Here is a 23,140-nt window from a genome sequence, read left to right as displayed (position 1 = left end):
ACAGTACTATTGAAGAAAATAACTACATTTATCTATGCCAAATAAGAAGTTAATAGAAGTTGAAGGGTTAAATATTTCATTCTTTAAGAATAAAGTTGAAAAACAAATCATAAAGCATATTTCGTTTGAAATTGAAACCAACGAAATTGTTGCTGTAGTTGGAGAATCTGGTTCTGGAAAATCCATTTCTTCTTTAGCTTTAATGGGATTGTTACCAAAGCATATTTCTAAAATTACATCTGGAGCAATTACGTTTGGAGGTACTAATTTGGTAGGCATATCAGAAAAACGATTTCAAGATATAAGAGGTAAAGAAATTGCTATGATTTTTCAAGAACCTATGAGTTCTTTAAATCCCTCTATGCGATGTGGTAAACAAGTTGAAGAAATCTTAAAGCAACACACTAATTTATCCTCTTCAGAAATAAAATTAGAGGTAATAAGTCTCTTTGAAAAAGTAAAACTACCTCACCCAGAACGTATTTGTAAATCTTATCCTCATGAAATTTCAGGAGGACAAAAACAACGTGTAATGATTGCTATGGCTATTGCCTGCAAACCAAAATTATTAATTGCAGATGAGCCAACAACAGCTTTAGATGTTACTGTTCAAAAAGAAATTTTAGAGCTATTAAAAACCATTCAAACAGAAACAAAAATGAGCGTGTTATTCATTTCACATGATTTGTCATTGGTTTCAGAATTGGCGGACAGAGTTTTAGTGATGTATCAGGGTGAAATTGTAGAACAAGGCTCAACTAATAAGATATTTAATGCACCTAAGCACAATTATACAAAAGCATTAATTGCCGCAAGACCTTCAACCGAATTTCGTTTGAAACAGTTACCTACTATTTCAGATTTTATGGCAGACACTGTTAACAAAGACATTATCTCTAAAGCTGAGAGAATAAAAAATCATGAAAAACTATATGCACAACAACCATTATTAGAAATCTTAAACGTAGAAAAAACATATTTTTCAAAAACCGGGTGGTTTTCTAAAGACCAAGCTTTTAATGCTGTTGATGATGTGAGTTTTAAAGTGTTCCCTGGCGAAACTTTAGGTTTAGTAGGTGAATCTGGTTGTGGAAAATCGACTTTAGGAAATGCTATTTTACAATTAGATAAAGCGACCTCTGGACGTATTTTATATAAAGGACAAGATATCGTTAATTTAAGTCGGTCAGAAATGCGAACTTTAAGAAAGGATATTCAGATTATATTCCAAGATCCTTTTGCTTCACTAAACCCTCGTTTAACAGTTGGTAATGCTATTTTAGAACCTATGAAGGTTCACAATATTGGAAACACAAATAACGATCGTAAAGAAAAGGTAATAACTATCTTAGAGAAAGTAGGTTTAGATGCCTCTGCTTTTGATCGGTATCCTCATGAATTTTCGGGAGGTCAACGTCAACGTGTCGGTATAGCGAGAACAATTGCTTTAGAACCTCAGCTTATTGTTTGTGATGAATCTGTTTCTGCACTAGATATTTCTGTACAAGCACAAGTTTTAAATTTATTAAATGATTTAAAGGCACAATTTGGATTTACCTATATATTTATTTCGCACGATTTAGCCGTTGTAAAATATATGGCAGACCAATTGTTAGTGATGAATAAGGGTAAAATTGAAGAAATTGGAGACGCGGATATTATTTATACATCACCACAAAAAAGCTATACAAAAAAGTTAATTCATGCTATCCCAAAAGGTTTATAGCATGAACACTTTTTTTGCTAATTTTAAAACATTTGAGACTAACTCCAAAGTGTTTTCTAAAATTGAAAATTCTTCATTTTCATGTAAAGTAGGTTCTGGTAGATTTGAATTAATTTTCATAATTAATAATTTATAGTAGGTTTGGGGCAAAAAAGGTTATTTGGGGCAAAAAGGTAAATTAAAATTTATGTTAAATTCATTCGTTTTATTTGGGACTGCAATATGAAACATATTTCTAATTAATCAGTCTAAATACATTATAAATCGATGAAATACATTTAATTTTAACATTTAGAATCTACAACAAAGATTATTCTTACAAAAAAAGCCGCTAAAATTAGCGGCTTAATTAAATTATATCACATTATTTATATTTCCATTTCCGGAATATCACCTTCAATTATTAATTCACCTTCTGTCGCATTTTTAATAGCCTCTACTGAAACTCCTGGTGCACGCTCTAAAAGTTTAAACCCTTTTGCGGTTACCTCAATAACAGCCATGTTGGTTACTATTTTCTTTACACAACCGACTCCAGTTAATGGTAAAGAGCAATTTTTCAATAACTTAGACTCACCCGCTCTGTTGGTATGCATCATAGCCACAATAATATTCTCAGCACTTGCCACCAAGTCCATAGCTCCACCCATACCTTTCACCATTTTACCAGGAATCTTCCAGTTTGCGATATCTCCATTTTCCGACACCTCCATGGCTCCAAGTATTGTTAAATCTACATGTTTCCCTCTAATCATAGCAAAACTCATGGCAGAATCAAAGAAGCTTGCTCCAGGTAGTGTTGTTATTGTTTGTTTACCTGCATTAATGACATCTGCATCTTCTTCTCCTTCAAAAGGAAATGGTCCCATGCCTAAAACACCGTTCTCACTTTGAAACTCTACTTCAATATCATCTCTTACATAATTTGCAACTAAGGTTGGTATACCAATGCCTAGGTTTACATAAAATCCATCCTCTACTTCTTTCGCAATACGTTTTGCTATTCCGTTTTTATCTAACATAACTATACTCTTTGTCTAACGGTTAGTTGTTCAATTCTCTTCTCATAGGTCTCACCTTTAAAAATGCGCTGTACAAAAATACCTGGAATATGAATTTGATTAGGATCTAACTCACCAACAGGTACCAATTCTTCGACCTCAACAACGGTTACTTTTGCTGCGCCACACATATTAGGATTAAAATTTCTTGCTGTACCTTTAAAAATGAGATTTCCTGCGGCATCACCTTTCCAAGCTTTTATAAAGGCAAAATCAGCTTTAAACGCATATTCTAACACATGCATCTTACCGTCAAACTCTCTTGTTTCTTTACCTTCTGCTACTTCTGTTCCATAACCAGCTGGTGTATAAATTGCAGGAAAACCAGCTTGTGCTGCTCTGCATCTTTCGGCTAATGTACCTTGTGGAATTAACTCTACATCTAATTCTCCTGAAAGCATTTGACGTTCAAATTCATCGTTTTCACCAACATAAGATGAGACCATCTTTTTTATTTGCTTTTGATGCAACAATAAACCTAAACCAAAATCGTCAACTCCTGCATTATTAGAAATACATGTTAAACCTTTTATATTACGTTTTACAAGTTCTGCAATGGCATTTTCTGGAATGCCAGATAAGCCAAAACCACCAAACATAAAGGTCATATTATCTTCTACACCAAGTAGTGCTTCAGTAATATTCGCTACTTTTTTATTAATCATATTTTGAAAAATTTTGCTTCTGAAAAATACAAAACTAAGTTCAAAACTTATAATTAATAATCATAAAATAAGGGTGTGACTATTGTCTGTTTTTAGAAATCAAAATCTATAGTATCCTCAGGATCTTCATTGCTACCAAGATCACCTTCTCCTTTAACCTTACAATCAACATTAATTTTTAAGTTGGCAGGCTTCTCAAACTTCGCTTTTGAAACATTTAAAGTTTTATCTGCATAACAAGCCTTCATGTATAATCCCCAAATTGGCAGTGCCATAGTGGCTCCTTGACCATAAGTAATACTTTTAAAATGGGCTGCCCTATCTTCTGCACCAACCCAAACACCAGTAACCAAGTTAGGTACTATACCCATAAACCAGCCGTCACTTTGGTTTTGAGTTGTTCCCGTTTTTCCGGCTATTGGATTATCTAATTCATATGGATAACCTGTCATTACCTCTCTATACATAACATTGTACTTATCAACGCCTTTAGACCTTAAACGTCCTCCTGAAGAACCAGCTTGTGTAACACCTTCCATAAGATTTACTGTAACATAAGCAACCTCTTCACTTAATACATCCTTACTCTCTGGAGCAAACTGATAAAGGACGGTACCATTTTTATCCTCTATTCGAGTAACCATAACTGGCTTATTATAAACCCCTTTATTAGCAAATGTAGAATAAGCAGCTACCATCTCATAAACAGAAATATCGGCAGTACCTAATGCAATTGCAGGTACAGGCAAAATATCTGAAGTTATACCTAATTTTTTCGCCATTTCTACCACAGGTTGTGGTCCAATCTCATTCATTAAACGCGCAGTAACTGTATTTGTAGAACTAGCCAAGGCATCTTTTAATGTTTGCTTACCTGAATATTTACCATCGGAGTTTTTAGTGGTCCAAGGCTCAGGATTTCCATACTTATTAGCCTCTATAGTAATTTGGGTTCTAGGAAAAGAATCGCAAGGTGAAAATTGCAACTGATCTATCGCTGTGGCATATACAAATGGTTTAAACGTAGAGCCTACTTGTCTTGCTCCTTGTTTCACCATGTCGTATTGAAAATGTTTATAATTCATACCTCCAACCCAAGCTTTTACATGCCCTGTAAGCGGATCCATAGACATCATACCTGGACGTAAAAAAGATTTGTAATAACGCATAGAATCTATAGGTTTCATAACCGTATCGACTTCACTTGCTTTACCATCTATCCATTTAAAAACCCTCATTTCGGTAGGTTTTTGAAACGAAGCTCTAATCTCTTTTTCTGATTTACCTTGCTCCTTAAGAATTCTCCAACGCTCACCACGCTTCATTCCATCGTTCAGTAATTTATTAATCTCAGATGTACTGAGTTCTAAGAACGGAGCTGTTTTATTACGCTCTGGAGTATTCTGATTATCAAATTCTGCTTGTAGTCTTGGCATGTGTTGGGCTACAGCATCTTCTGCATATTTTTGCATACGCGAATCTATAGTGGTAAATATTTTTAGTCCATCACTATATAAATCGTATTTGCTTCCGTCTGGTTTTCTGTTCTTTTTATCCTTGGCCCATTCCTTCATAAAACCTCTTAAGTATTCTCTAAAATAAGTAGCAATACCTTGGCTATGGGTTTCTGGTGTAAAGTTTAAATCTAATTCAGTTTTTTGTAGTGAATCTTTGACCTCCTGCGTGATGTAATCGTATTTAGCCATTTGAGCCAATACCACATTTCTTCTATTCTTTACTCCTACAGGATTTCTTGATGGAATAGGGTTATATAAAGATGAATTCTTAAACATCCCAACCAACATGGCTGATTCTTTTAAATCTAGGTCTTTCGGTTCTTTTCCAAAATAAATACGAGCTGCAGATCTAATACCATCACCATTATTACCAAAATCATAGATATTAAAATACATTGCTATTATCTCTTCCTTTGTGTATTGACGCTCTAAACGAATAGCAATAACCCATTCTTTGATTTTTTGAGTTAATCTACTTAAAGTATTTGGGGATGCTACACCAACAAATAATTGACGTGAAACTTGTTGAGAAATTGTACTCGCTCCACCACTACTTCCTAAGCTAGATATTGCCCTCAACGTTCCTCTAGCATCTATACCAGAGTGTTCATAAAAGCGCACATCTTCTGTTGCAACTAGTGCATCAACTAAATTTTTAGGCAAATCATCATAACCTACAGGAGTTCTATTATCATCGAAATAGAATTTCCCTAGAGTTTTATCATCCGAAGAAATAATTTCCGTAGCTAAATTTGTTTCTGGATTTTCTAATCTAGTGTAATCAGGCATTTCACCTAAACCTCCCAAAGAAGCCAATAAAAACAATAATACAATTGCAGCGATACCACTTAAAAAAAGGATCCAAAACCAACGAACGTATTTTGAATAATCTAATGTTTCTGTTTTAGATTGAGTTGTTTTCTTTTTTGCCATAATTATTACTTTTGAGCCTGTTCTACTCTAAAACCAATATCTGTTATTCCTTGTAAATTTTCCACACCATCAACATCTCCGTTGTTACGCATTGCATGTTGAATAGCTACCGAGTAATCGCCTTCTTCATTAAATTTAAAAGGTTCCTTGTAGCCTCTAAACCACAATTTATTCTCTTTTAAATCGGAAAAACCTGTTCCCAGAAGCTCACCATTAGGGGCTGCCATTTTATATTCTAATGTATCTTTTACAGCCTTTCCGTTTGGATAATTTAATTCTACAATAAGAAACAAATTACTAAACTTATAAGCATCTGTATTTCTTAGATTTACATACAAATTATAATTCTGTATAGTGTCTGGCGCTTTAAAATTAAAACTAACTATAGAATCTTTATGCCATTGATTAGGTACAGATTTGTACTGATCAAAGATAGCATCGGAATCGCAACTTGTAATTAAAAAACAACTGATTACGACAAGAAATAACCCTTTAGTCTTTCTTAACATTTGCATTTGTTTTTGCTTTAGGTTTAGGCTTTTGATTGCTATTTCGATTTTGAGACTTGTTTTTGTTGTTTCGATTCTTGTTATTTCTATTGTTCTTATTGTTTTTACGTTTGTTTTTCGGTTTTGGACTATCAAAACGTGTTAAACTATCTTGACCAACAACATTCTCAAACTCATTTTTAGCATCTTCTATATGCTCAGCAGCATATTCCTCTAAGTTTGCAACTTTTTCTTTTTTCTTGTTTTTTTCAATAATTTCATTGGCTTGAGCTGTAGTGATAACATGCCAATTCATCCATTCACCTTCATAAGCATACCACATTAAACCTTTAAAAATATCCGTCTTTTGGCAAACTGCATTTCCTTTGTCTGTATATAATTTTATATCAGATTTTGGAAAAGCTTTCAATGCATCTAAATAAGCATCTAACTCATAATTAAGACAACATTTTAGCTTTCCACATTGTCCCGCAAGTTTTAATGGATTTAAAGATAATTGCTGATAACGTGCAGCAGAAGTGCTTACGGATCTGAAATCGGTTAACCACGTAGAACAACACAATTCTCTTCCGCAAGAGCCAATACCACCAAGTCTAGCTGCTTCTTGCCTAAAGCCAACTTGCTTCATCTCTATACGCGTTCTAAACTCACGCGCGAAAACTTTAATTAGCTCTCTAAAATCAACACGTTCTTCTGCGGTATAATAGAATGTAGCTTTGCTACCATCTCCTTGAAATTCAATATCGGAAATTTTCATTTTCAGATTAAGATCAATCGCAAACTGACGTGCCTTAACCTTCATTGGTTCTTCCTTATCTCTGGCTTCAGACCAAATGTCAATATCTTTTTGAGAAGCTTTTCGATATATTTTTAGAACATTTTCTGCATCATCAAGCCTTACTTTCTTACGCTTCATTTGCACTCTTACTAATTCTCCTGTAAGAGTAACCATACCAATATCGTGACCAGATTTAGCCTGTGTTGCCACAATATCTCCAATACTTAATGTAAGATTTTCAGTGTTTCTGTAATATTCTTTTCTGCCGTTTTTAAAACGCACTTCGACACCAATAAATGGTTCTTGTCCGTTTGGAAGCGACATGTTAGCTAACCAATCAAAAACCGTAAGTTTGTTGCAACTATCTGTGCCACAAGTTCCGTTGTTTTTGCATCCTTTTGGTTGGCCATCTTTACCAGTTGAGCAACTGTTACAAGCCATAAAAATTTTATATATTAAATCTAGAATTTAAAAAATCTAGATATAGGATTCGTAAATAATTAATGAGTAAAGATAAGATTATTTCTTTAGTTATCTAAAGTCTGATTTGTTATTGCCTTGCTAAATTAGGTATGTGATTAAAAGAACGCAACCAAATTATTCAAAACAATTGAACGTTTTTTAAATTTTTATGAAGATTAAAATCAATAAAACAAATAATTCAATTCAGTTCTATTTCGTAATTCAATCGATTAGATAACGAATTTAATTCTGTTTTAGATTTAAAAATATTTGAAAAGAGCGATTTACTCCATCCAATTTTTTTAGAATATTGATTAAAACTTTCTTCCCTCCAATTAAAGCCTTCTTTCCAAAATTTGCCTGGTGAGATATAACAAAATGTATAATTAAAAATAAAACTCGATTGATTTTCTGAATTCAACGTTGATATTGAATTTGGAGCCATAAGTATTATATTATTACTTACGCAAGTTTCCCTTATGGATTGAATAAGGTTAGGATAATCAGCTACTAATGATGAAATATCAAAATCATTGTATTCTGTGTTTCCTATTTTCTGAATGGGACGAATCTGCAAAATATCGAAACTTTTGGCATCAAAATGATTAAAAAACTCACTTAATTCGTAAAAATTATCTTTATTAAAAGTGTAGTTAATTCTCACCTTAAAATCATAATTCTCTTTAAGTTTCTTAAAAGCATTGAATGCATTATGAAATTTTTCATAACTGGCTTTTTTCATAAAACCTTCATAACTTTCTTTTGTTACTCCATGTAGTGAGATTGTAAACTCATTTAGTCCTGCCTTTAAAAGGGCTTCAATTTTTTCTTCTGTTAATAAATTCGCATTTGTGGTTATAGAAATATAAGGCACATTATACTTCTTCCCCAACTCTACTACGTTTACAAGATTTTTATATAAGGTTGGTTCTGTACCACAACCTATTTGAAGTTTTAAAGCACGTTTAAAAATAGTTTTCGCAACTAAGTTTAAATCTTCATCATTAAATTGCCCTTTTAGTGTTTTTACATAATCTTCATCCGTAAAATAACACATTTTACAACGCAAATTACAAGCCATTACAGGATCTAAGTTAACGGCTAAATACCGTTTATTAAATTTATGCAATAGATAAAGCCCCAAGAATTTAATTCTATGACTTTTAATTTTTCTATTAAGCTGTAAAAGCTTGTAAATATCCATTTTTAGGATTTATTTGTTAATTAATTTTTACGCTAATAATGTTAACCGGACAGGCTTTTGACGCATTTTCAGAAGCCTCTAAAATATTAAAATCATTTGATTTTAAAGTATAAAATCCTTTCTTCTCTTTTGTATTTAGCAAAACAGATTTACCATCTTTTTTTGACATTTGAAATAGGTTTGGTGCTAATTCTACACAATAGTTACAGCCAATACATTTATTGCGTTGTAAGGTAATAACAACCATTATACTTCAACTTTATTTTCTACAATTTTATATAGTTTATCCGATGGTCTAATTCTAAAATCTAAAGGTATTGTAATAGAATCACCTTTAGTTCCCTTTAACAACGGCTCATCATTAACTAACATTTGCTTTAATTGAAATTCTTTTGCTCCTGTTGTTGTACCAGTAATTAAAATAGTATCATCTATAGAAAGGTCATACGCTTCAATTTTAAATTCTCCAACTTTGGCTTTAGGATAAAAATGAACCCCTTTGCCTATATAAACTTTCTTTTGTGTAGCATGGCTGCCCGATCCTTTACTCCATTCTCCAAGTTTCTGACCTAAATAATATCCACTCCAAAAACCTCGATTATAAACTTTTTCTAACTCTTGCATCCAAGTAATCACCTGCTCTTTAGAATAATTACCATTAGCAATACTATCTATGGCTTCTCTATAACATTTTATAACTTTAGCGACATATTCTGGTGCTCTACCACGACCTTCAATTTTTAAAACTTTGATACCAGCATCTGCAACTTGGTCTAGAAAATCTATAGTACACAAATCTTTTGGCGACATAATGTATTCGTTATCTAGTTCCATTTCTACACCTGTTTCCTGATCTATAACAGTATATTTTTTTCTGCAATTTTGTTTACAAGCACCTCTATTTGCAGATGAATTGTGCGAATGCAAACTCATGTAACACTTACCAGAAACAGCCATACAAAGTGCACCATGACCAAAAATTTCTATTTCAATTAACCTTCCAGATGGCCCTTTTATTTGATCTTTTTCAATCTGATCTGTAATGTATTTTACTTGACGCAAACTCAACTCTCTGCTCAATACCATGGTATCTGCAAACAGTGCGTAGAATTTTACAGTTTCAATATTGGTAATATTAATTTGTGTAGAGATATGCACTTCCATTCCGTGCTCTCTTGCTACTGCAATTACAGCTTGATCCATAGCGATAACCGCAGTTATATTTACTTGTTTCGCTTGTTTTATCAATGTTTTTACAATAGATAAATCATGATCGTAAATTATAGTATTTAATGTTAGGTAGGTTCTTACATTTTTTGCTTCGCAACGTTTTACAATTTCGGGTAAATCTTCTAAAGTGAAATTAACTGTAGCTCTAGCCCTCATATTGAGTTGCTCTACACCAAAATATATTGAATCTGCACCATTATCTAGAGCAGCCTGCATGGATTCAAAATTTCCTGCAGGTGCCATTAACTCTATCTTTTGCATAACTACTTAGATATTGTTAGACTTCATGGTTTCAAAAATATTACGCAAGTCCTTTTTAAAAGGCAAATGGTCTGCGCGTCCTTTTTTGAAAATATCATTACTATTACCTTGTCCTTTTCTTAAAGCTTTTTGCTCCTCATAAGGTAATCTGTTTATTTCCATACATGTTGAAGAACAGCAATTTTCCATCTTTTCTTTACATGAATCACATTGAATAAACAATAAATGGCATGCTTCATTAGCACAATTGGTATGCAAATCTGCAGGTTCGCCACATTGGTGACAATTAGCAATGACATCATCTGAAATTCGCTCGGAACGTCTTTCATCAAACACAAAATTTTTACCCAAGAATTTATTTTCTAATCCTTCAGCTTCAATTTGTCTTACGTAATTAATGATTCCACCTTCAAGCTGAAATACATTTTTAAAACCTTTATGCTTGTAATAGGCACTTGCTTTTTCGCAACGAATTCCACCAGTACAATACATGACTAATTTCTTGTCTTCCTTGTGTTCTCTTAAATCTTCTTCAATTAAATCTAAAGATTCTCTAAACGTATCTACGTCTGGTGTTACGGCATTTTTAAAATGACCAATTTCACTTTCGTAATGGTTTCGCATATCTACCAAAACGGTGTTTGGATCTTCAATAAGCTCGTTAAATTTTTCGGCATTAACATGAACTCCTTTGTTTGTAACATCAAAAGAAGCATCGTTTAAACCGTCTGCGACTATTTTGTTTCGCACTTTCACTTTCAACTTTAAAAAAGCAAAATTATCGTGCTCAATAGCAATGTTTAATCTTACATTTTCTAAAAATGAAATGGTATCTAAATGATTTTTGAAAGGTTCAAAGTTTTCTGCAGGTACAGATAATTGAGCATTAATACCTTCGTTTGCCACATAGATTCTTCCTAAGACATCTAATTCGTCCCAAGCTAAAAACAGATGGTTTCTAAAAATTTCGGTATTATTAATTTTGGCGTACTTGTAGAAAGAGATTGTTAAGCGTTCTTTTCCGGCTTGTTCAATAAGTTCTGCTCTTTCTTTAGCACTTAAGTTATTGTACAGTTGCATGCTATACTAATTTTAAGGTTAAAGAATATTTGAATTGCAAAGGTATTATTTTTAATGAAATGCCTCTAACTAAGCGTAAAAAAAGCACCTTGAAATATTTCAAAGTGCTTTTAGATTAACTTACTAACTTAAAACATAAACTAAAAAGTTAATCTTCATCGGCTTCACAATTGCAGAGGGATAACATACGGCAACTGAAACACCTAATATTTTACTAACTTTTTAAAAACAGAACAAATTTAATTTCATCTAAAATAACTAGATAAAATTCGCTACTCAACCCTAAAGGTTACTTCAGAGTTGTTTGTAGCGCATTTCATAGCAATTATTTCCTTTTTCATATAGTAGATGCAAAAAATGCAAAATGGTTGCGTCTAAAAAACAAAAAAAACATGCCTTCATTTTAAATACATATAACCAAAACATGTTTTTCTAGTATTTACCTCTATTTAATTCACAAATTAATTACCCTATACATCTGTAAGAAATGATCTTTATTTTCTGATTTAATGTGCTCACATCAGATTCTAAAAATAAATGAAATTAATTCTTATTTTTATTTGGAATAAATATAAATAAGGATACTTTTGTCAAAAATTTAGACGTGTACCAATTCAAAATATTTTTTGTTTTTTTATTCTTATCCTATAGCATCATTGGCTTTAGTCAAGATGGAAGTTTCTATGGGAAGGTAAAATACAATTCTAATGAGCCTGCCGTTTCTACCTATATTGTACTGAAGGGAAATAATTTAACTAAAGAAACAAACACTAATATAAACGGTAGTTTTACATTTAAAGATATTCCTTACGGAACATACACTATAGCATTTTATTCACTAAAAGACATACCAAAAACCGTAACGGTAGATTTAGCATCAAAAAATCAGGAGGTTAACGTTACTTTAGAAGTTTCAGCATTAGACGAAGTTTTTGTAAGATCTAAAACCGTTCAACAAAAAATTGAAGAAAAAGGATTTGCAGTTAATGTTATAGAAACCAAAGAAGCAGCAATTCAATCTATTCAAGTTAACGAGTTATTAGACCAATCTGCTGGTGTTAGAGTGCGTCAGTCTGGTGGTTTAGGCTCTCATGCACATTATAACTTAAACGGAATGACTGGAAATTCCGTTAAAATTTTTATTGATGGAGTGCCTATTCGGAATTTTGGACCTTCATTTTCACTCAACAGCATTCCTCCGTCTTTAATAAAACGTATTGAAGTTTATAAAGGTGTTGTACCTCCACATTTATCTGATGATGCCATGGGTGGAGCTATAAATATTGTGCTAAATGATATTACCAAAAATGAATTAAAAGCGTCTGTTTCGGCAGGATCATTCGGAACCTACCGTACAGATATTAATGGTGGATATAGAAATAACAAAAATGGTTTCACTGCTAGAGGCTCTGCCTTTATTAACTATGCCGATAACGATTACGAAGTTTGGGGTGACCAAGTTGCCGTAGCACTTTCTGCAGGCACACCTGATGTTTATATTAGAGCGAAACGTTTTCATGATCGCTACAGATCTCAAGGTGGTAAAGCTGAATTTGGATATACAAATGTTTCTTGGGCAGATAAGTTTTTGGCTGGTGTTTTGCTTTCTAATATGGATCAACAAATTCAAACTGGTGCCACCATGGAAATTGTATACGGTAACCGATTTACAGAGCAGAACACCAAGATGTATAGTCTAGATTATGCAAAAAAAGAAGTTCTTAAAAACTTAGATGTTAGTGCATTTGCATCCTATTCACGTCTTAATCGAAAAACCATAGATACTATTGCAACACAGTACAGCTGGTTAGGTTATCCTACGAGTTATTATAATGATCCTGATGTTTGGGCCACAGGCGCAGAAGCAGGCGACCCTACACTACAGAAAGATATTGATGAAACTATTAATGCACGTACCAATGTAGCTTACCACATTAATGACAATAACACCATTCAGTTAAATCATTTGCTAAACACATTTACACGAGATTCTGATGACCCAATGCTTCCTGCTGCAGAAAATGCATTAAAAGAAGAACGCAAATATTTGAAATCTATATTAACACTTTCATTTGAAAATAGTGCCTTTGATGAAAAGCTAAGAACTTCAGTTTTTGGAAAATCGTACTATATGGATAGAACATCTAAATTACGAACGCGATCATCTAACACTTCAAATTCGACCATTATTATTGAAGAAAATAATATTACTTCTAATGATTTTGGTTTTGGTGGCTCTATTTCATATTCCATTTCTCCTAAATTAACCGTATTTGGATCTGCAGAGAAAGCCCTTCGTTTACCAGAAGCCAATGAGGTATTTGGTAATGTTGCTTCTAATTTAAATGCTTCAGTGAATTTAAAACCAGAGCATAGCAACAACTATAATCTAGGATTTACCTATGACAATTTAAAGTTAAAAGCACATACGTTTGGAGTTACAGCTAATGTATTTATTAGAGACACAGAAGATTTAATTATGCAGTTTCCAACAGGTAGTAATGAAGAATTTTTTGAAAACTCTAACATTGGAAAAATTTATACAGAAGGTGTCGATTTCACAATAGACTATAATTTTAAGGAAAGGTTTTTTTTTAGTGCCAACTCTTCATTTTTTAATGCTAGAGATTATAATGTAACCTATGATGTGAATGGTAACCCAATTACGCCAAGCTACGAAAGACTTGCCAATACACCCTATTTTACAATGAACTATAACTTAAAATTCAATACACAGAATTTTATTCAAAAAGGATCTAGGCTATCTACATATTCTAATTTACTATATGTACATGATTTTTTTAGAGGCAGCAGTGTACTTGGTGGTTCTGGAAAAACAGTGATTCCTTCTCAAGTTTCATTTGATGCTGGCTTTGCTTACACATTTCCAAAAAATAAAGTTTCACTAAGCTTTGATGTAAAAAACATATTAAACAATCAATTATTTGACAATTACGCGCTTCAAAAACCTGGAAGAGGGTTTTATGGCAAACTTTCATTTACAATTTTATAAAAACAATTTTAATTTAAAAATTATGAATTTCAATATTAAATCACTTTTAAGTATCGCTTGTGTATCGGCATTAACCTTCACCTCTTTTTCATGTAGTGAAGATGACATTCCGTCCTCAACTCCTACAGAATCGGCTTATAGACCATACCATTTAGTCATAGGTTCTAGTCCAACAGGAGAATCAGAAACTTATACGCAAGGTGTAACTGTAGAAGAACTTAATGACCCAGATAAATCGTTTACCTTTAATGGTTACGGCCAAGAAATTCCATCAACACGTACGGCAAGATTATATACATCTAATGATGGTGAAACAGTCTATAACTTAAATTATGGAGGTGGTGATATTGCTAAATATGATTATATCAGTGGACAAAACTATAATTTACTTTTAACAACGGATATTCAAGCCGTAATGGGAACAGCATATCCACGTTGGACAAAAATTAATGACAACTATGCGATGTTACACAACGTTACTACAGAAAACATCTATGAAGATCCAAATGATGAATCGTCTCCATATGTAAAAACGAATGCTACAGTGACTTTAGCACGTGTAGATTTAAATACGATGACGGTTTTAGAGAATGCCTCATTTGCTTTTCCTTATAATGAAGATGAATCTACAGAAGGTATTCATACCTTTCGTATTGATGCTCCTGTTATCACAAATGGCAAACTATATTACGGAGTTGCGAAACGTTTTTACGACGCTTTAACTGGTGAAAATGGTACTATGGTTTATGATAACGTTGAAACTTTAGTAGTAGATTATCCTTCTTTAGAAAACGAAACTACAATAACCTCAACTTTAGCACAAGGCTCTACCAACGGCTACAGAACACCTGTTGCTCATAAAGATGAAAATGGAGATACCTACCAACTAATAACCTCTGGAGATGCTTCAATTATGAAAATTAGCAACGGTGCTTATGATACCGCTTATGGAAAATTTGATATTAAATCGCTTTTAGGTCATAATGCAGAAGCAAATACAGGTTGGTTTTATGTAGGTAATGGTATCGGTTATGTTCCTGTTTTAAATACAGATTTAGGAGATAGCGCGAGTTCTAATTGGGATATTGTACGTGTTGATGTGTATAATAGAACAGCAATTAAAATGAATATTCCATTAGACTTATGGTTGCGTCAATACCAATGGGCAAGTGTCATTGATGGCAAATTATATATGGCTTTAGCCTCTTTAGGAGGTGTAGGTAATGTTTATATTTTTGATCCTAGTTCTACAAGTGCAGATGGTTTCACAACAGGTGCTACCTTACAAACAGGAACAACTGATGCGTCATACATTGGGTTATTCTAAAATTTAAAAACACAATGAATATACCAACCTATGACTAGGTTGACTATTTCAATAAAAAAACCAGGGTATGTATTTGCTCTGGTTTTTTTATGCATATAACATTCATTGATACTATTCCTTCTCCTAAATTATTAAAAAGAGAAAAATCATCACTTTCATTTGTAGTTATTTTAAAACGAGAAATGAAATAAATAAAATAAGTGGTATTTTTGGAAACAGATTAATTCAGAAAAAAAGAACAAATGAGTAGCGAAAAAGATGCAAAATTAAAAGCTTTAAAATTAACTTTAGACAAGTTAGATAAGGCTTATGGAAAGGGAACAGTAATGAAAATGAGCGATCAAGCTGTAGTAGATGTAGAAGCTATCTCTTCAGGTTCATTAGGTTTAGATATTGCTTTAGGCGTAGGTGGTTATCCAAGAGGACGTGTTATTGAAATATATGGACCAGAATCTTCTGGTAAAACAACATTAACGCTTCATGCTATTGCTGAAGCTCAAAAAGCTGGTGGAATAGCAGCATTTATTGATGCAGAGCATGCTTTTGACCGTTTTTACGCTGAAAAACTAGGTGTAGATATTGATAATTTAATAATTTCTCAACCAGATAATGGTGAACAAGCTTTAGAGATTGCGGATAATCTAATTAGATCTGGAGCTATTGATATTGTTGTTGTCGATTCTGTTGCTGCCTTAACACCAAAGAGTGAAATTGAAGGTGAAATGGGAGATTCTAAAATGGGCTTACACGCACGTTTAATGTCTCAAGCACTTAGAAAATTAACAGCCTCTATTAGCAAAACGAATTGTACTGTTATCTTTATTAACCAATTACGTGAGAAAATTGGTGTAATGTTTGGTAACCCTGAAACCACAACAGGTGGTAATGCCTTAAAATTTTACGCTTCTGTACGTTTAGATATTAGACGTTCTACACAAATTAAAGATAGCGATAGTAATGTAATGGGTAATAAAACCAGAGTTAAAGTGGTTAAAAACAAAGTTGCACCACCTTTTAGATTAGCAGAATTTGATATTATGTATGGAGAAGGTATCTCTAAAGTCGGTGAGGTTTTGGATATAGCTGTTGAACACGATATTATTAAAAAGAGCGGTTCTTGGTTTAGCTACGGAGACACTAAACTTGGTCAAGGTCGTGATGCCGTAAAAATGCTTATTAAAGACAATCCAGATTTAATGGATGAATTAGAAGAGAAAGTTAAAACTTTAATAAAAGAGTCTAAATAATAGAATCTAAAAAAATCCTGATAAAATTCAGGATTTTTTTAGTTTTAGACGCAACCCTTTTAGGTTTTTTACATCTATAGGTTGAAATTGATTTTTAATTATGAATAAATTTGTCCTATTCGCCTTTTTATTTATCTCATTATTTACCTCGTGTAGTATTGAAGATGATACCAACTATAATTTCTATTTAGAGGTTGTACCAATAAATAGCGTAGAGATGCCAGAATACTTTGTACAAGGAGAAATCTATCAAATAGATATCACTTATACTCAGCCAAATCAATGTTTCACTTTCAATGATTTTATTTATGAAATAGACGGACAACAAAGAACAGTTGCAGTTGTAAATACGGTATATACAATAGATAGTTTAACCTGTGCAGAAGACCCAGAAGAAGTAACTGTTCATTTTGATTTTCATGTTACAAGTAACGAAACTTACATCTTTAAATTTTATCAAGGAGAGGATGAGCAAGGTACAGATCAATATTACATAGTTGAAGTACCTGTAATGGATGAAAGAGCTATTTCTATCGACTCTATTAAAAATTAATTATTAACTAACTCTGAGATTAATGTGAGTTTAGACCAACTCATAAAAAATTGTATTAACAAAAATGCTCAAGCTCAAAGTCAATTATACAAGCAATTCGCAAGTAAATTATTTTCACTTTGTCTTAAGTATTCAAAAAACTATGCAGAGGCAGAGGATAATCTGCATGATGCATTTATAACTATATACAATAAAATAGATCAGTATAATAATAAAGGGTCTTTTGAAGGTTGGCTAAAACGCATTGCCATTAACACTGCATTGCAACGCTACAGAGAAGATGTAGGAGTTTACGATATTGTAAATGAAGGAAATATAGAAGACGTTTCTGTAGACATTAATGACGACAATGTGAGCATTGATTTTTTATTAAAAATCATTCAAGAATTGCCAGACCGATACAGATTGGTATTTAATTTGTATGTTTTAGATGGTTATTCGCATGTTGAAATTAGTGAGTTAATAAATATTTCTACAGGAACATCAAAATCTAACTTAGCGCGAGCAAGGATGATTTTAAAAGAAAAAATAGAAGTTTACAACGCGACCCCAAATTCGCAGAGTTTATAAATAATGAATGATAATAAAAACATAGATCGTCTTTTTCAAGAAAAGTTCAAAGATTTTGAAGTTGCACCTAACGATGCGGTTTGGGATCGTATAAACGAAAGTCTTCCTAAGAAAAAGAAAAAACGAAGAGTTATTGCACTTTGGTGGCAGATTGGCGGAGTTGCAGCTGTGACTCTATTAATGTTAACCGTTGGCATTTCAGTGTTTGACACTGATGAAAATAACACTCAAGAATTCCCTGTGGTAAACACAGACGGAAAAGACAATACATTAGAAAAAAACAAAGATAATACCTCAACGAAAAAGAAAGACATTGAGCTAAATATTGCTAAGGACAATAATTCAAAAATTGTAGACTCAAATTTAGAGAATGAAGAAAAATCCAATTCAAAAGAATCGGATAATAATCTTGAAAAATTAAATCCTTCAAATCAATTAACAACACCAAATAATTCTAATCAAAGTAATAATGTTGTTACTAATGATTCTAATGCAGAAGATAAAACTAAAGCATCTCAAAAATTTCTGACTACTTCACCTGTAAAGGGTGACAAGAATAGTACTAAAGTCGCAAATCAAAAGGCTTCTAATTCAACTTTAAAAATAGAGAATAAAATACCTCTTAAATCTGAAGCAGAAAGAAAGTCTACGATTAAAAAGACCATCAAAGAGAATAAAACTGCTATTGCTGAAAATATCTCAACAGAAAAAACAACATCTGAAATAGCTAAAACAGATTCAAGTGAAACGGATAAACAAAAATCTGAAAACCTTTTAATTGAAGATTCAAAAAAAGAATCTATTAACGATGCTATTGCAGAGAATAAAGACATTATTGAAGAAGAGAAAGAAAATAAACAAAACAGGTGGAGCGTTGCACCAAATGTTGCGCCTGTTTATTTTAGCTCTTTAGGTAAAGGGTCTGCTTTAGATAAACAATTTAATGAAAACTCCAAAAGTAGTGATATTAACATGAGTTATGGTGTTATAGGTAGTTATGCTGTATCTAAAAAATTAAAAGTTAGAGTTGGTGTTAACCGTGTAAATCTTAGTCAAACTACATCAGACGTTTATGCTTTCACTGGTGCAGAAACTGCAGCTAGAGGTATTGATGCAGAATTTAAAAACATTTCATTTAAAGGAGGGGAACAACACATTTCACTTATGAGTTCTAATATGATGAATAGAGCGTCTACTCCAGAATTATTTAACACAAAATTTGCTGGTAATATTGACCAAAAATTTGGTTTCATTGAAGTGCCTTTAGAATTGGAGTATAGCGTATTAGACAAAAAATTTGGAATTAATATTATTGGTGGTTTTAGCACTTTTATTTTAAATGAAAATGAAATTTATGCAGACGTTGATGGTACAACAACATTAATCGGAGAAGCAAATAATATAAAAAACACAAGTTTTAGTGCCAATTTTGGCTTAGGAATGGATTACAATCTTTCAAAAAAATGGAATGTAAATCTTGAACCAACATTTAAGTATCAAATAAACACATTTAATGACACATCGGGAGATTTTAGACCTTTCTTCATTGGTGTCTACACAGGATTAAGTTATAAATTTTAGGTTAGGTTATTGCATCAAAAAAGCTATGATGAACGCAATGATGATAAAAGCCACTCTTGGTTGGAGTGGCTTTTTTTTTTGTGCGTTAAATAGACCTAAACAATTATGAAATCTATTTTGTATCTGTTAAGTCTTTTAAAATTATAGACCTTGCTTTTTCATTAAGAGACTTTGTATCTTCAATAGTCAACCCTTCTGTAGGTAAAAATTTATGAATCTTAGCACGCATTCTACCAGGACTACCACTAAAAAAAGTATAAGAAAATCGTTTTTTATTATCGTAAAATGTGATAGGCACTACCGGAATATGATGATTTATAGCTAAGCGAAAAGCACCATCTTTAAATGAATCTAATACAATGTGTTCTTCTGGCACACCTCCTTCTGGAAAAATACAAATACTAGATCCTTGTTTAATGCGTTTTTGTGCTCTTAAAAATACGGCCTGTCTACTTTTTGCACTACTTCTATCCACAAGGATACATGTGCGTTTATAAAAGAATCCAAAAAGCGGGATTTTTGTTAATTCTTGTTTACCAACAAACACAAAAGGATTTTTTACAGCCACTAACATCAGCATTATATCTGCCATTGAGGTATGGTTGGCTACAAACATGTAACTTTTATTAGCATCTAATTTTTCTTCGCTAGTTATTTTATATGCAAACCCCATGCCTATTAAGATAAACTTTGACCATATACGTGCAAGCTTAAAGAAATAAGGATACCATTGCTCTCTAGAGATGGAAATAATCAGCAAAGGGAACATTATAATAATCGGAATTGCGACTAAAATGTAAAACCAAATACGATATAAAAGCCAAAATGGATATTTAAAAAATGCCATAACACCAAAACTAGTTAATTAAATTAAATGACTTCTAATAGTTGTACTAAAAAATTTACCTTTGTTTTTTCGTTTAACAATTAAAGAGATTCCCATTTTGGTGGGAAATAAATATGGCAAGAATCTTAACAGGAGTACAAAGTACTGGCACACCACATTTAGGAAATATTTTAGGAGCTATCTTACCAGCAATAGAAATGGCAAACGATGCTAAAAATGATTCGTTTCTATTTATTGCTAATCTACATACGCTAACTCAAATTAAAGATGCAGAAGCATTGAGAAATCACACCTACTCCGTAGCAGCTACTTGGTTGGCGTGCGGACTAGATATTGAAAAAACAGTGTTTTACAGACAAAGTGATATTCCACAAGTTACTGAACTCTCATGGTATTTAAGCTGTTTCTTTCCTTACCAACGTTTAACATTAGCTCACGGCTTTAAGGATAAGGCAGATCGTTTAGAAGACGTAAACGCTGGCTTGTTTACATACCCAATGTTAATGGCTGCAGACATCTTGTTATATGATGCAGAAATTATTCCGGTTGGTAAAGATCAATTACAACATATTGAAATGACACGTGATGTAGCCTCTCGTTTTCATGCAAAAATGGGAGAGACTTTTGTTTTACCTGAAGGAAAAATTCAAGAAAATGGGATGCTCATACCAGGAACTGATGGTGAAAAAATGAGTAAAAGTAGAGGTAACTTCATTAATATATTTTTGCCAGACAAACAACTACGCAAAAAAATAATGTCTATTGAAACCGATAGCACACCACTTGAAGAACCTAAAGATTGGTCTACGTGTAATTGTTTTGCTATCTATAGTTTATTAGCATCTGAAGCTCAAATTGCAGATATGAAAGCTAATTACGAAGGTGGAAATTACGGTTACGGTCACGCCAAACAAGCTTTATATGAATTGGTAGTAGAACGTTTTGATGAGCAAAGAGAACGCTACCATTATTATATGAGTAATCTTGATGAAATCGATGCTGCTTTAGCTAAAGGTGCTTCAAAAGCTAAGCTTGTAGCCGACGCGGTTTTAAAGCGTGTTAGAGTAAAAGTTGGATATTAACTATATTTTTTAATATGAATTATAAAAAACAATATCTCAGCCCAATCCTAACTAGTATTGCAATGATAATGTTATTAATTTCAAGATTAATTAGTGAAAGATCCATGGATTGGCTAGGTTACTTAGCAATTGCAGTGCTTGTTACTAGTATTATTAGCATTATTATGATGTATAGACAATCAGCATCAAAGTAGCATAACCTTCATTTTTACTACCAGTAAGTCTATGCTAGTTTAAAAAAAAATCAATATCCGGACCATTATAAAAGTAAAAAGACCATTGATGTTTTACAACATCAATGGTCTTTTCATCTTTCTTCTATAAAGAAACATTTTAGATCTTTTTAAACATCATCATAATCTACAGCAACGGTCGCTGAAGTAGGATGTGCTTGACAAGTTAATATCAACCCTTCTGCAACTTCGCTATCTGTTAAAATATTGTTCTGACGCATTTCTGCAGTACCCTCTGTAAGCTTCGCTATACAACTACTACAAATTCCACCTTGGCAAGAATATGGTGCATCGATATCGTGTTTTAAAGCCGCATCAAGAATGGTTTGTTTCTGAGACATATTAAATTCAAACTCTTCTTCATCCACTACAACTTTGATTTTGGTTTCACCAGAAGGTAAATCGGTAGCAGCATCAGAACCTGCTTCAACAGGAGCTGTAAATAATTCAAACTTAATGGCTTTTTCTTTTACACCATTTTCAATTAATATATCTTTTACGGTATGTATCATTTGTTCTGGTCCACAGAGATAGAAATTTTCTATGGTAACACCTTTGTACTTATTCTTTACGATTAGGTTTACCGTGCTTTTTTCAATACGTCCAAATAAGGCATCAGTTTCTTGAGACTGACTGTAAATAAAATGGGCATGAAAACGATTATCGTATTGTTTTTTTAGTTGAAGTAATTCATCTACAAACATGGCATCTGCTAGTGTTTTATTACCGTAAACTAAGATAAAATTACTAAACGGTTCTTCTTCTAAAAGTGTTTTAGCAATACTAAGCACTGGAGTGATGCCACTTCCTGCAGCAAAGGCAGCAATAGTTCTTGTTTTGGCAGCATTAGCTTCAAAAATAAAACGACCATTTGGTTCTGCAACCTCTAATGTATCACCTGCTTTTAAGGTATTGTTAGCATAAACAGAAAATGTTCCGTTTTCAACTGCTTTTACAGCTACAGTAACGTTTCCACTATTTTGAGAAGCACAAATAGAATAATCTCTACGGATGTCTTCACCATTAATGGTGGTTTTTAAGGTGATGTATTGTCCGGCTTTAAAGCTAAATTTTTCTTTAAGATTTTCAGGAATATCAAAGGTTATGGCAACTGAACTATCAGTTACTTTATCAATTGATTTTATAGTGAGTGAATGAAAATGCGACATTATAAATAATTTTTTGCAAAGATAAACAATCTCTTACAGACCTAACAGATTTTTGAAACCTGTCAGGTGTTTTTTTTATGCTTATAATACAT

General features: G+C 32.7%; 20 protein-coding genes. 8 read left to right on the top strand and 12 right to left on the bottom strand.

Annotated elements, in window-relative coordinates:
- The first annotated feature begins 34 nt into the window (after positions 1 to 34).
- A complete protein-coding gene (locus DFQ10_RS01085) occupies positions 35 to 1,726 on the top strand; it encodes an ABC transporter ATP-binding protein (RefSeq protein ID WP_115815583.1) in 1,692 nt (563 codons plus the stop codon).
- Here DFQ10_RS01085 and DFQ10_RS18745 read toward each other — a convergent pair.
- The 10 genes from DFQ10_RS18745 to trhO all read right to left on the bottom strand — a co-directional run bounded on the left by DFQ10_RS18745 (position 1,721) and on the right by trhO (position 11,426).
- Positions 1,721 to 1,846 carry a hypothetical protein gene (locus DFQ10_RS18745; RefSeq protein ID WP_262510793.1) on the bottom strand — a complete coding sequence of 42 codons (126 nt, stop codon included), beginning with the start codon at positions 1,844 to 1,846 and terminating at the stop codon, positions 1,721 to 1,723. The two genes, DFQ10_RS01085 and DFQ10_RS18745, sit on opposite strands and share 6 nt — an antisense overlap.
- 248 nt (positions 1,847 to 2,094) lie before the next feature.
- Positions 2,095 to 2,748: a 3-oxoacid CoA-transferase subunit B gene (locus DFQ10_RS01080; RefSeq protein ID WP_115815582.1), complete on the bottom strand. Its 654-nt coding sequence runs from the start codon at positions 2,746 to 2,748 to the stop codon at positions 2,095 to 2,097.
- 2 nt (positions 2,749 to 2,750) lie between these two features.
- Positions 2,751 to 3,452 (bottom strand): CoA transferase subunit A, encoded by a 702-nt coding sequence (locus tag DFQ10_RS01075; protein ID WP_115815581.1) that lies wholly within the window; start codon positions 3,450 to 3,452, stop codon positions 2,751 to 2,753.
- A gap of 92 nt (positions 3,453 to 3,544) precedes the next feature.
- On the bottom strand, positions 3,545 to 5,902 hold the full coding sequence (locus tag DFQ10_RS01070) for a penicillin-binding protein 1A (protein ID WP_115815580.1): 2,358 nt from the start codon (positions 5,900 to 5,902) through the stop codon (positions 3,545 to 3,547).
- A gap of 5 nt (positions 5,903 to 5,907) precedes the next feature.
- Complete coding sequence (locus DFQ10_RS01065) at positions 5,908 to 6,411, bottom strand: gliding motility lipoprotein GldH (RefSeq protein ID WP_115816407.1); 504 nt, start codon at positions 6,409 to 6,411, stop codon at positions 5,908 to 5,910.
- A complete protein-coding gene (locus DFQ10_RS01060; protein WP_115815579.1) occupies positions 6,395 to 7,630 on the bottom strand; it encodes a PSP1 domain-containing protein in 1,236 nt (411 codons plus the stop codon). The genes DFQ10_RS01065 and DFQ10_RS01060 overlap by 17 nt, the downstream gene beginning before the upstream one ends.
- 220 nt (positions 7,631 to 7,850) lie before the next feature.
- Entirely contained in the window at positions 7,851 to 8,855 is a 1,005-nt protein-coding gene (locus DFQ10_RS01055) for a radical SAM protein (RefSeq protein WP_115815578.1), read from the bottom strand.
- Positions 8,856 to 8,871: 16 nt separating this feature from the next.
- Complete coding sequence (locus DFQ10_RS01050; RefSeq protein ID WP_115815577.1) at positions 8,872 to 9,102, bottom strand: ferredoxin; 231 nt, start codon at positions 9,100 to 9,102, stop codon at positions 8,872 to 8,874.
- The gene (locus DFQ10_RS01045) at positions 9,102 to 10,346 is read right to left on the bottom strand and encodes a peptidase U32 family protein (protein WP_115815576.1); all 1,245 of its coding nucleotides are present in this window, start codon (positions 10,344 to 10,346) and stop codon (positions 9,102 to 9,104) included. The genes DFQ10_RS01050 and DFQ10_RS01045 overlap by 1 nt, the downstream gene beginning before the upstream one ends.
- 6 nt (positions 10,347 to 10,352) lie before the next feature.
- Positions 10,353 to 11,426 (bottom strand): oxygen-dependent tRNA uridine(34) hydroxylase TrhO, encoded by a 1,074-nt coding sequence (gene trhO, locus DFQ10_RS01040; protein ID WP_115815575.1) that lies wholly within the window; start codon positions 11,424 to 11,426, stop codon positions 10,353 to 10,355.
- A gap of 604 nt (positions 11,427 to 12,030) precedes the next feature.
- Between trhO and DFQ10_RS01035 the strand changes: the two genes are divergently transcribed.
- The 6 genes from DFQ10_RS01035 (at position 12,031) to DFQ10_RS01010 (ending at position 19,717) form a co-directional block, all read left to right on the top strand.
- Positions 12,031 to 14,439 (top strand): TonB-dependent receptor, encoded by a 2,409-nt coding sequence (locus DFQ10_RS01035; protein WP_115815574.1) that lies wholly within the window; start codon positions 12,031 to 12,033, stop codon positions 14,437 to 14,439.
- Between the two features lie 22 nt (positions 14,440 to 14,461).
- The gene (locus tag DFQ10_RS01030; protein WP_147299157.1) at positions 14,462 to 15,766 is read left to right on the top strand and encodes a hypothetical protein; all 1,305 of its coding nucleotides are present in this window, start codon (positions 14,462 to 14,464) and stop codon (positions 15,764 to 15,766) included.
- 242 nt (positions 15,767 to 16,008) lie between these two features.
- A complete protein-coding gene (gene recA / locus DFQ10_RS01025; protein ID WP_115815572.1) occupies positions 16,009 to 17,013 on the top strand; it encodes a recombinase RecA in 1,005 nt (334 codons plus the stop codon).
- A 100-nt stretch (positions 17,014 to 17,113) separates the two neighbouring features.
- Positions 17,114 to 17,566 (top strand): hypothetical protein, encoded by a 453-nt coding sequence (locus tag DFQ10_RS01020; protein ID WP_115815571.1) that lies wholly within the window; start codon positions 17,114 to 17,116, stop codon positions 17,564 to 17,566.
- Positions 17,567 to 17,590: 24 nt separating this feature from the next.
- Positions 17,591 to 18,136 (top strand): RNA polymerase sigma factor, encoded by a 546-nt coding sequence (locus DFQ10_RS01015; RefSeq protein WP_115815570.1) that lies wholly within the window; start codon positions 17,591 to 17,593, stop codon positions 18,134 to 18,136.
- 3 nt (positions 18,137 to 18,139) lie between these two features.
- Positions 18,140 to 19,717 (top strand): hypothetical protein, encoded by a 1,578-nt coding sequence (locus DFQ10_RS01010; RefSeq protein ID WP_115815569.1) that lies wholly within the window; start codon positions 18,140 to 18,142, stop codon positions 19,715 to 19,717.
- Between the two features lie 112 nt (positions 19,718 to 19,829).
- Here the strand turns inward: DFQ10_RS01010 and DFQ10_RS01005 are convergent, their stop codons facing one another.
- Positions 19,830 to 20,564, bottom strand: coding sequence for a lysophospholipid acyltransferase family protein (locus DFQ10_RS01005; protein WP_115815568.1), 735 nt, complete (start codon positions 20,562 to 20,564; stop codon positions 19,830 to 19,832).
- A 113-nt stretch (positions 20,565 to 20,677) separates the two neighbouring features.
- Between DFQ10_RS01005 and trpS the strand changes: the two genes are divergently transcribed.
- Positions 20,678 to 21,646, top strand: a complete 969-nt coding sequence (gene trpS, locus DFQ10_RS01000) for a tryptophan--tRNA ligase (protein WP_115815567.1) — start codon at positions 20,678 to 20,680, stop codon at positions 21,644 to 21,646.
- A gap of 343 nt (positions 21,647 to 21,989) precedes the next feature.
- On the opposite strand, the gene DFQ10_RS00990 is transcribed toward trpS, so the two are convergent.
- On the bottom strand, positions 21,990 to 23,048 hold the full coding sequence (locus DFQ10_RS00990; RefSeq protein ID WP_115815565.1) for a ferredoxin--NADP reductase: 1,059 nt from the start codon (positions 23,046 to 23,048) through the stop codon (positions 21,990 to 21,992).
- Positions 23,049 to 23,140: the final 92 nt, after the last annotated feature.

The sequence above is a fragment of the Winogradskyella eximia genome (assembly GCF_003386165.1).
Taxonomy (GTDB): domain Bacteria; phylum Bacteroidota; class Bacteroidia; order Flavobacteriales; family Flavobacteriaceae; genus Winogradskyella; species Winogradskyella eximia.
Note: the sequence above shows the minus strand (reverse complement) of the source record. Positions and strands in the feature narration are given on the sequence as shown.

Excerpts from the sequence above, each read along its gene's own strand:
- trhO (WP_115815575.1), bottom strand. The coding sequence starts at position 11,426 with ATGCAACTGTACAATAACTTAAGTGCTAAAGAAAGAGCAGAACTTATT.
- DFQ10_RS01045 (WP_115815576.1), bottom strand. The coding sequence starts at position 10,346 with ATGCAAAAGATAGAGTTAATGGCACCTGCAGGAAATTTTGAATCCATG.
- DFQ10_RS01060 (WP_115815579.1), bottom strand. The coding sequence starts at position 7,630 with ATGGCTTGTAACAGTTGCTCAACTGGTAAAGATGGCCAACCAAAAGGA.
- DFQ10_RS01075 (WP_115815581.1), bottom strand. The coding sequence starts at position 3,452 with ATGATTAATAAAAAAGTAGCGAATATTACTGAAGCACTACTTGGTGTA.
- trpS (WP_115815567.1), top strand. The coding sequence starts at position 20,678 with ATGGCAAGAATCTTAACAGGAGTACAAAGTACTGGCACACCACATTTA.
- DFQ10_RS01005 (WP_115815568.1), bottom strand. The coding sequence starts at position 20,564 with ATGGCATTTTTTAAATATCCATTTTGGCTTTTATATCGTATTTGGTTT.
- DFQ10_RS01070 (WP_115815580.1), bottom strand. The coding sequence starts at position 5,902 with ATGGCAAAAAAGAAAACAACTCAATCTAAAACAGAAACATTAGATTAT.
- recA (WP_115815572.1), top strand. The coding sequence starts at position 16,009 with ATGAGTAGCGAAAAAGATGCAAAATTAAAAGCTTTAAAATTAACTTTA.
- DFQ10_RS01020 (WP_115815571.1), top strand. The coding sequence starts at position 17,114 with ATGAATAAATTTGTCCTATTCGCCTTTTTATTTATCTCATTATTTACC.
- DFQ10_RS01080 (WP_115815582.1), bottom strand. The coding sequence starts at position 2,748 with ATGTTAGATAAAAACGGAATAGCAAAACGTATTGCGAAAGAAGTAGAG.
- DFQ10_RS01065 (WP_115816407.1), bottom strand. The coding sequence starts at position 6,411 with ATGTTAAGAAAGACTAAAGGGTTATTTCTTGTCGTAATCAGTTGTTTT.
- DFQ10_RS01010 (WP_115815569.1), top strand. The coding sequence starts at position 18,140 with ATGAATGATAATAAAAACATAGATCGTCTTTTTCAAGAAAAGTTCAAA.
- DFQ10_RS01050 (WP_115815577.1), bottom strand. The coding sequence starts at position 9,102 with ATGGTTGTTATTACCTTACAACGCAATAAATGTATTGGCTGTAACTAT.
- DFQ10_RS00990 (WP_115815565.1), bottom strand. The coding sequence starts at position 23,048 with ATGTCGCATTTTCATTCACTCACTATAAAATCAATTGATAAAGTAACT.
- DFQ10_RS18745 (WP_262510793.1), bottom strand. The coding sequence starts at position 1,846 with ATGAAAATTAATTCAAATCTACCAGAACCTACTTTACATGAAAATGAA.
- DFQ10_RS01055 (WP_115815578.1), bottom strand. The coding sequence starts at position 8,855 with ATGGATATTTACAAGCTTTTACAGCTTAATAGAAAAATTAAAAGTCAT.
- DFQ10_RS01085 (WP_115815583.1), top strand. The coding sequence starts at position 35 with ATGCCAAATAAGAAGTTAATAGAAGTTGAAGGGTTAAATATTTCATTC.
- DFQ10_RS01030 (WP_147299157.1), top strand. The coding sequence starts at position 14,462 with ATGAATTTCAATATTAAATCACTTTTAAGTATCGCTTGTGTATCGGCA.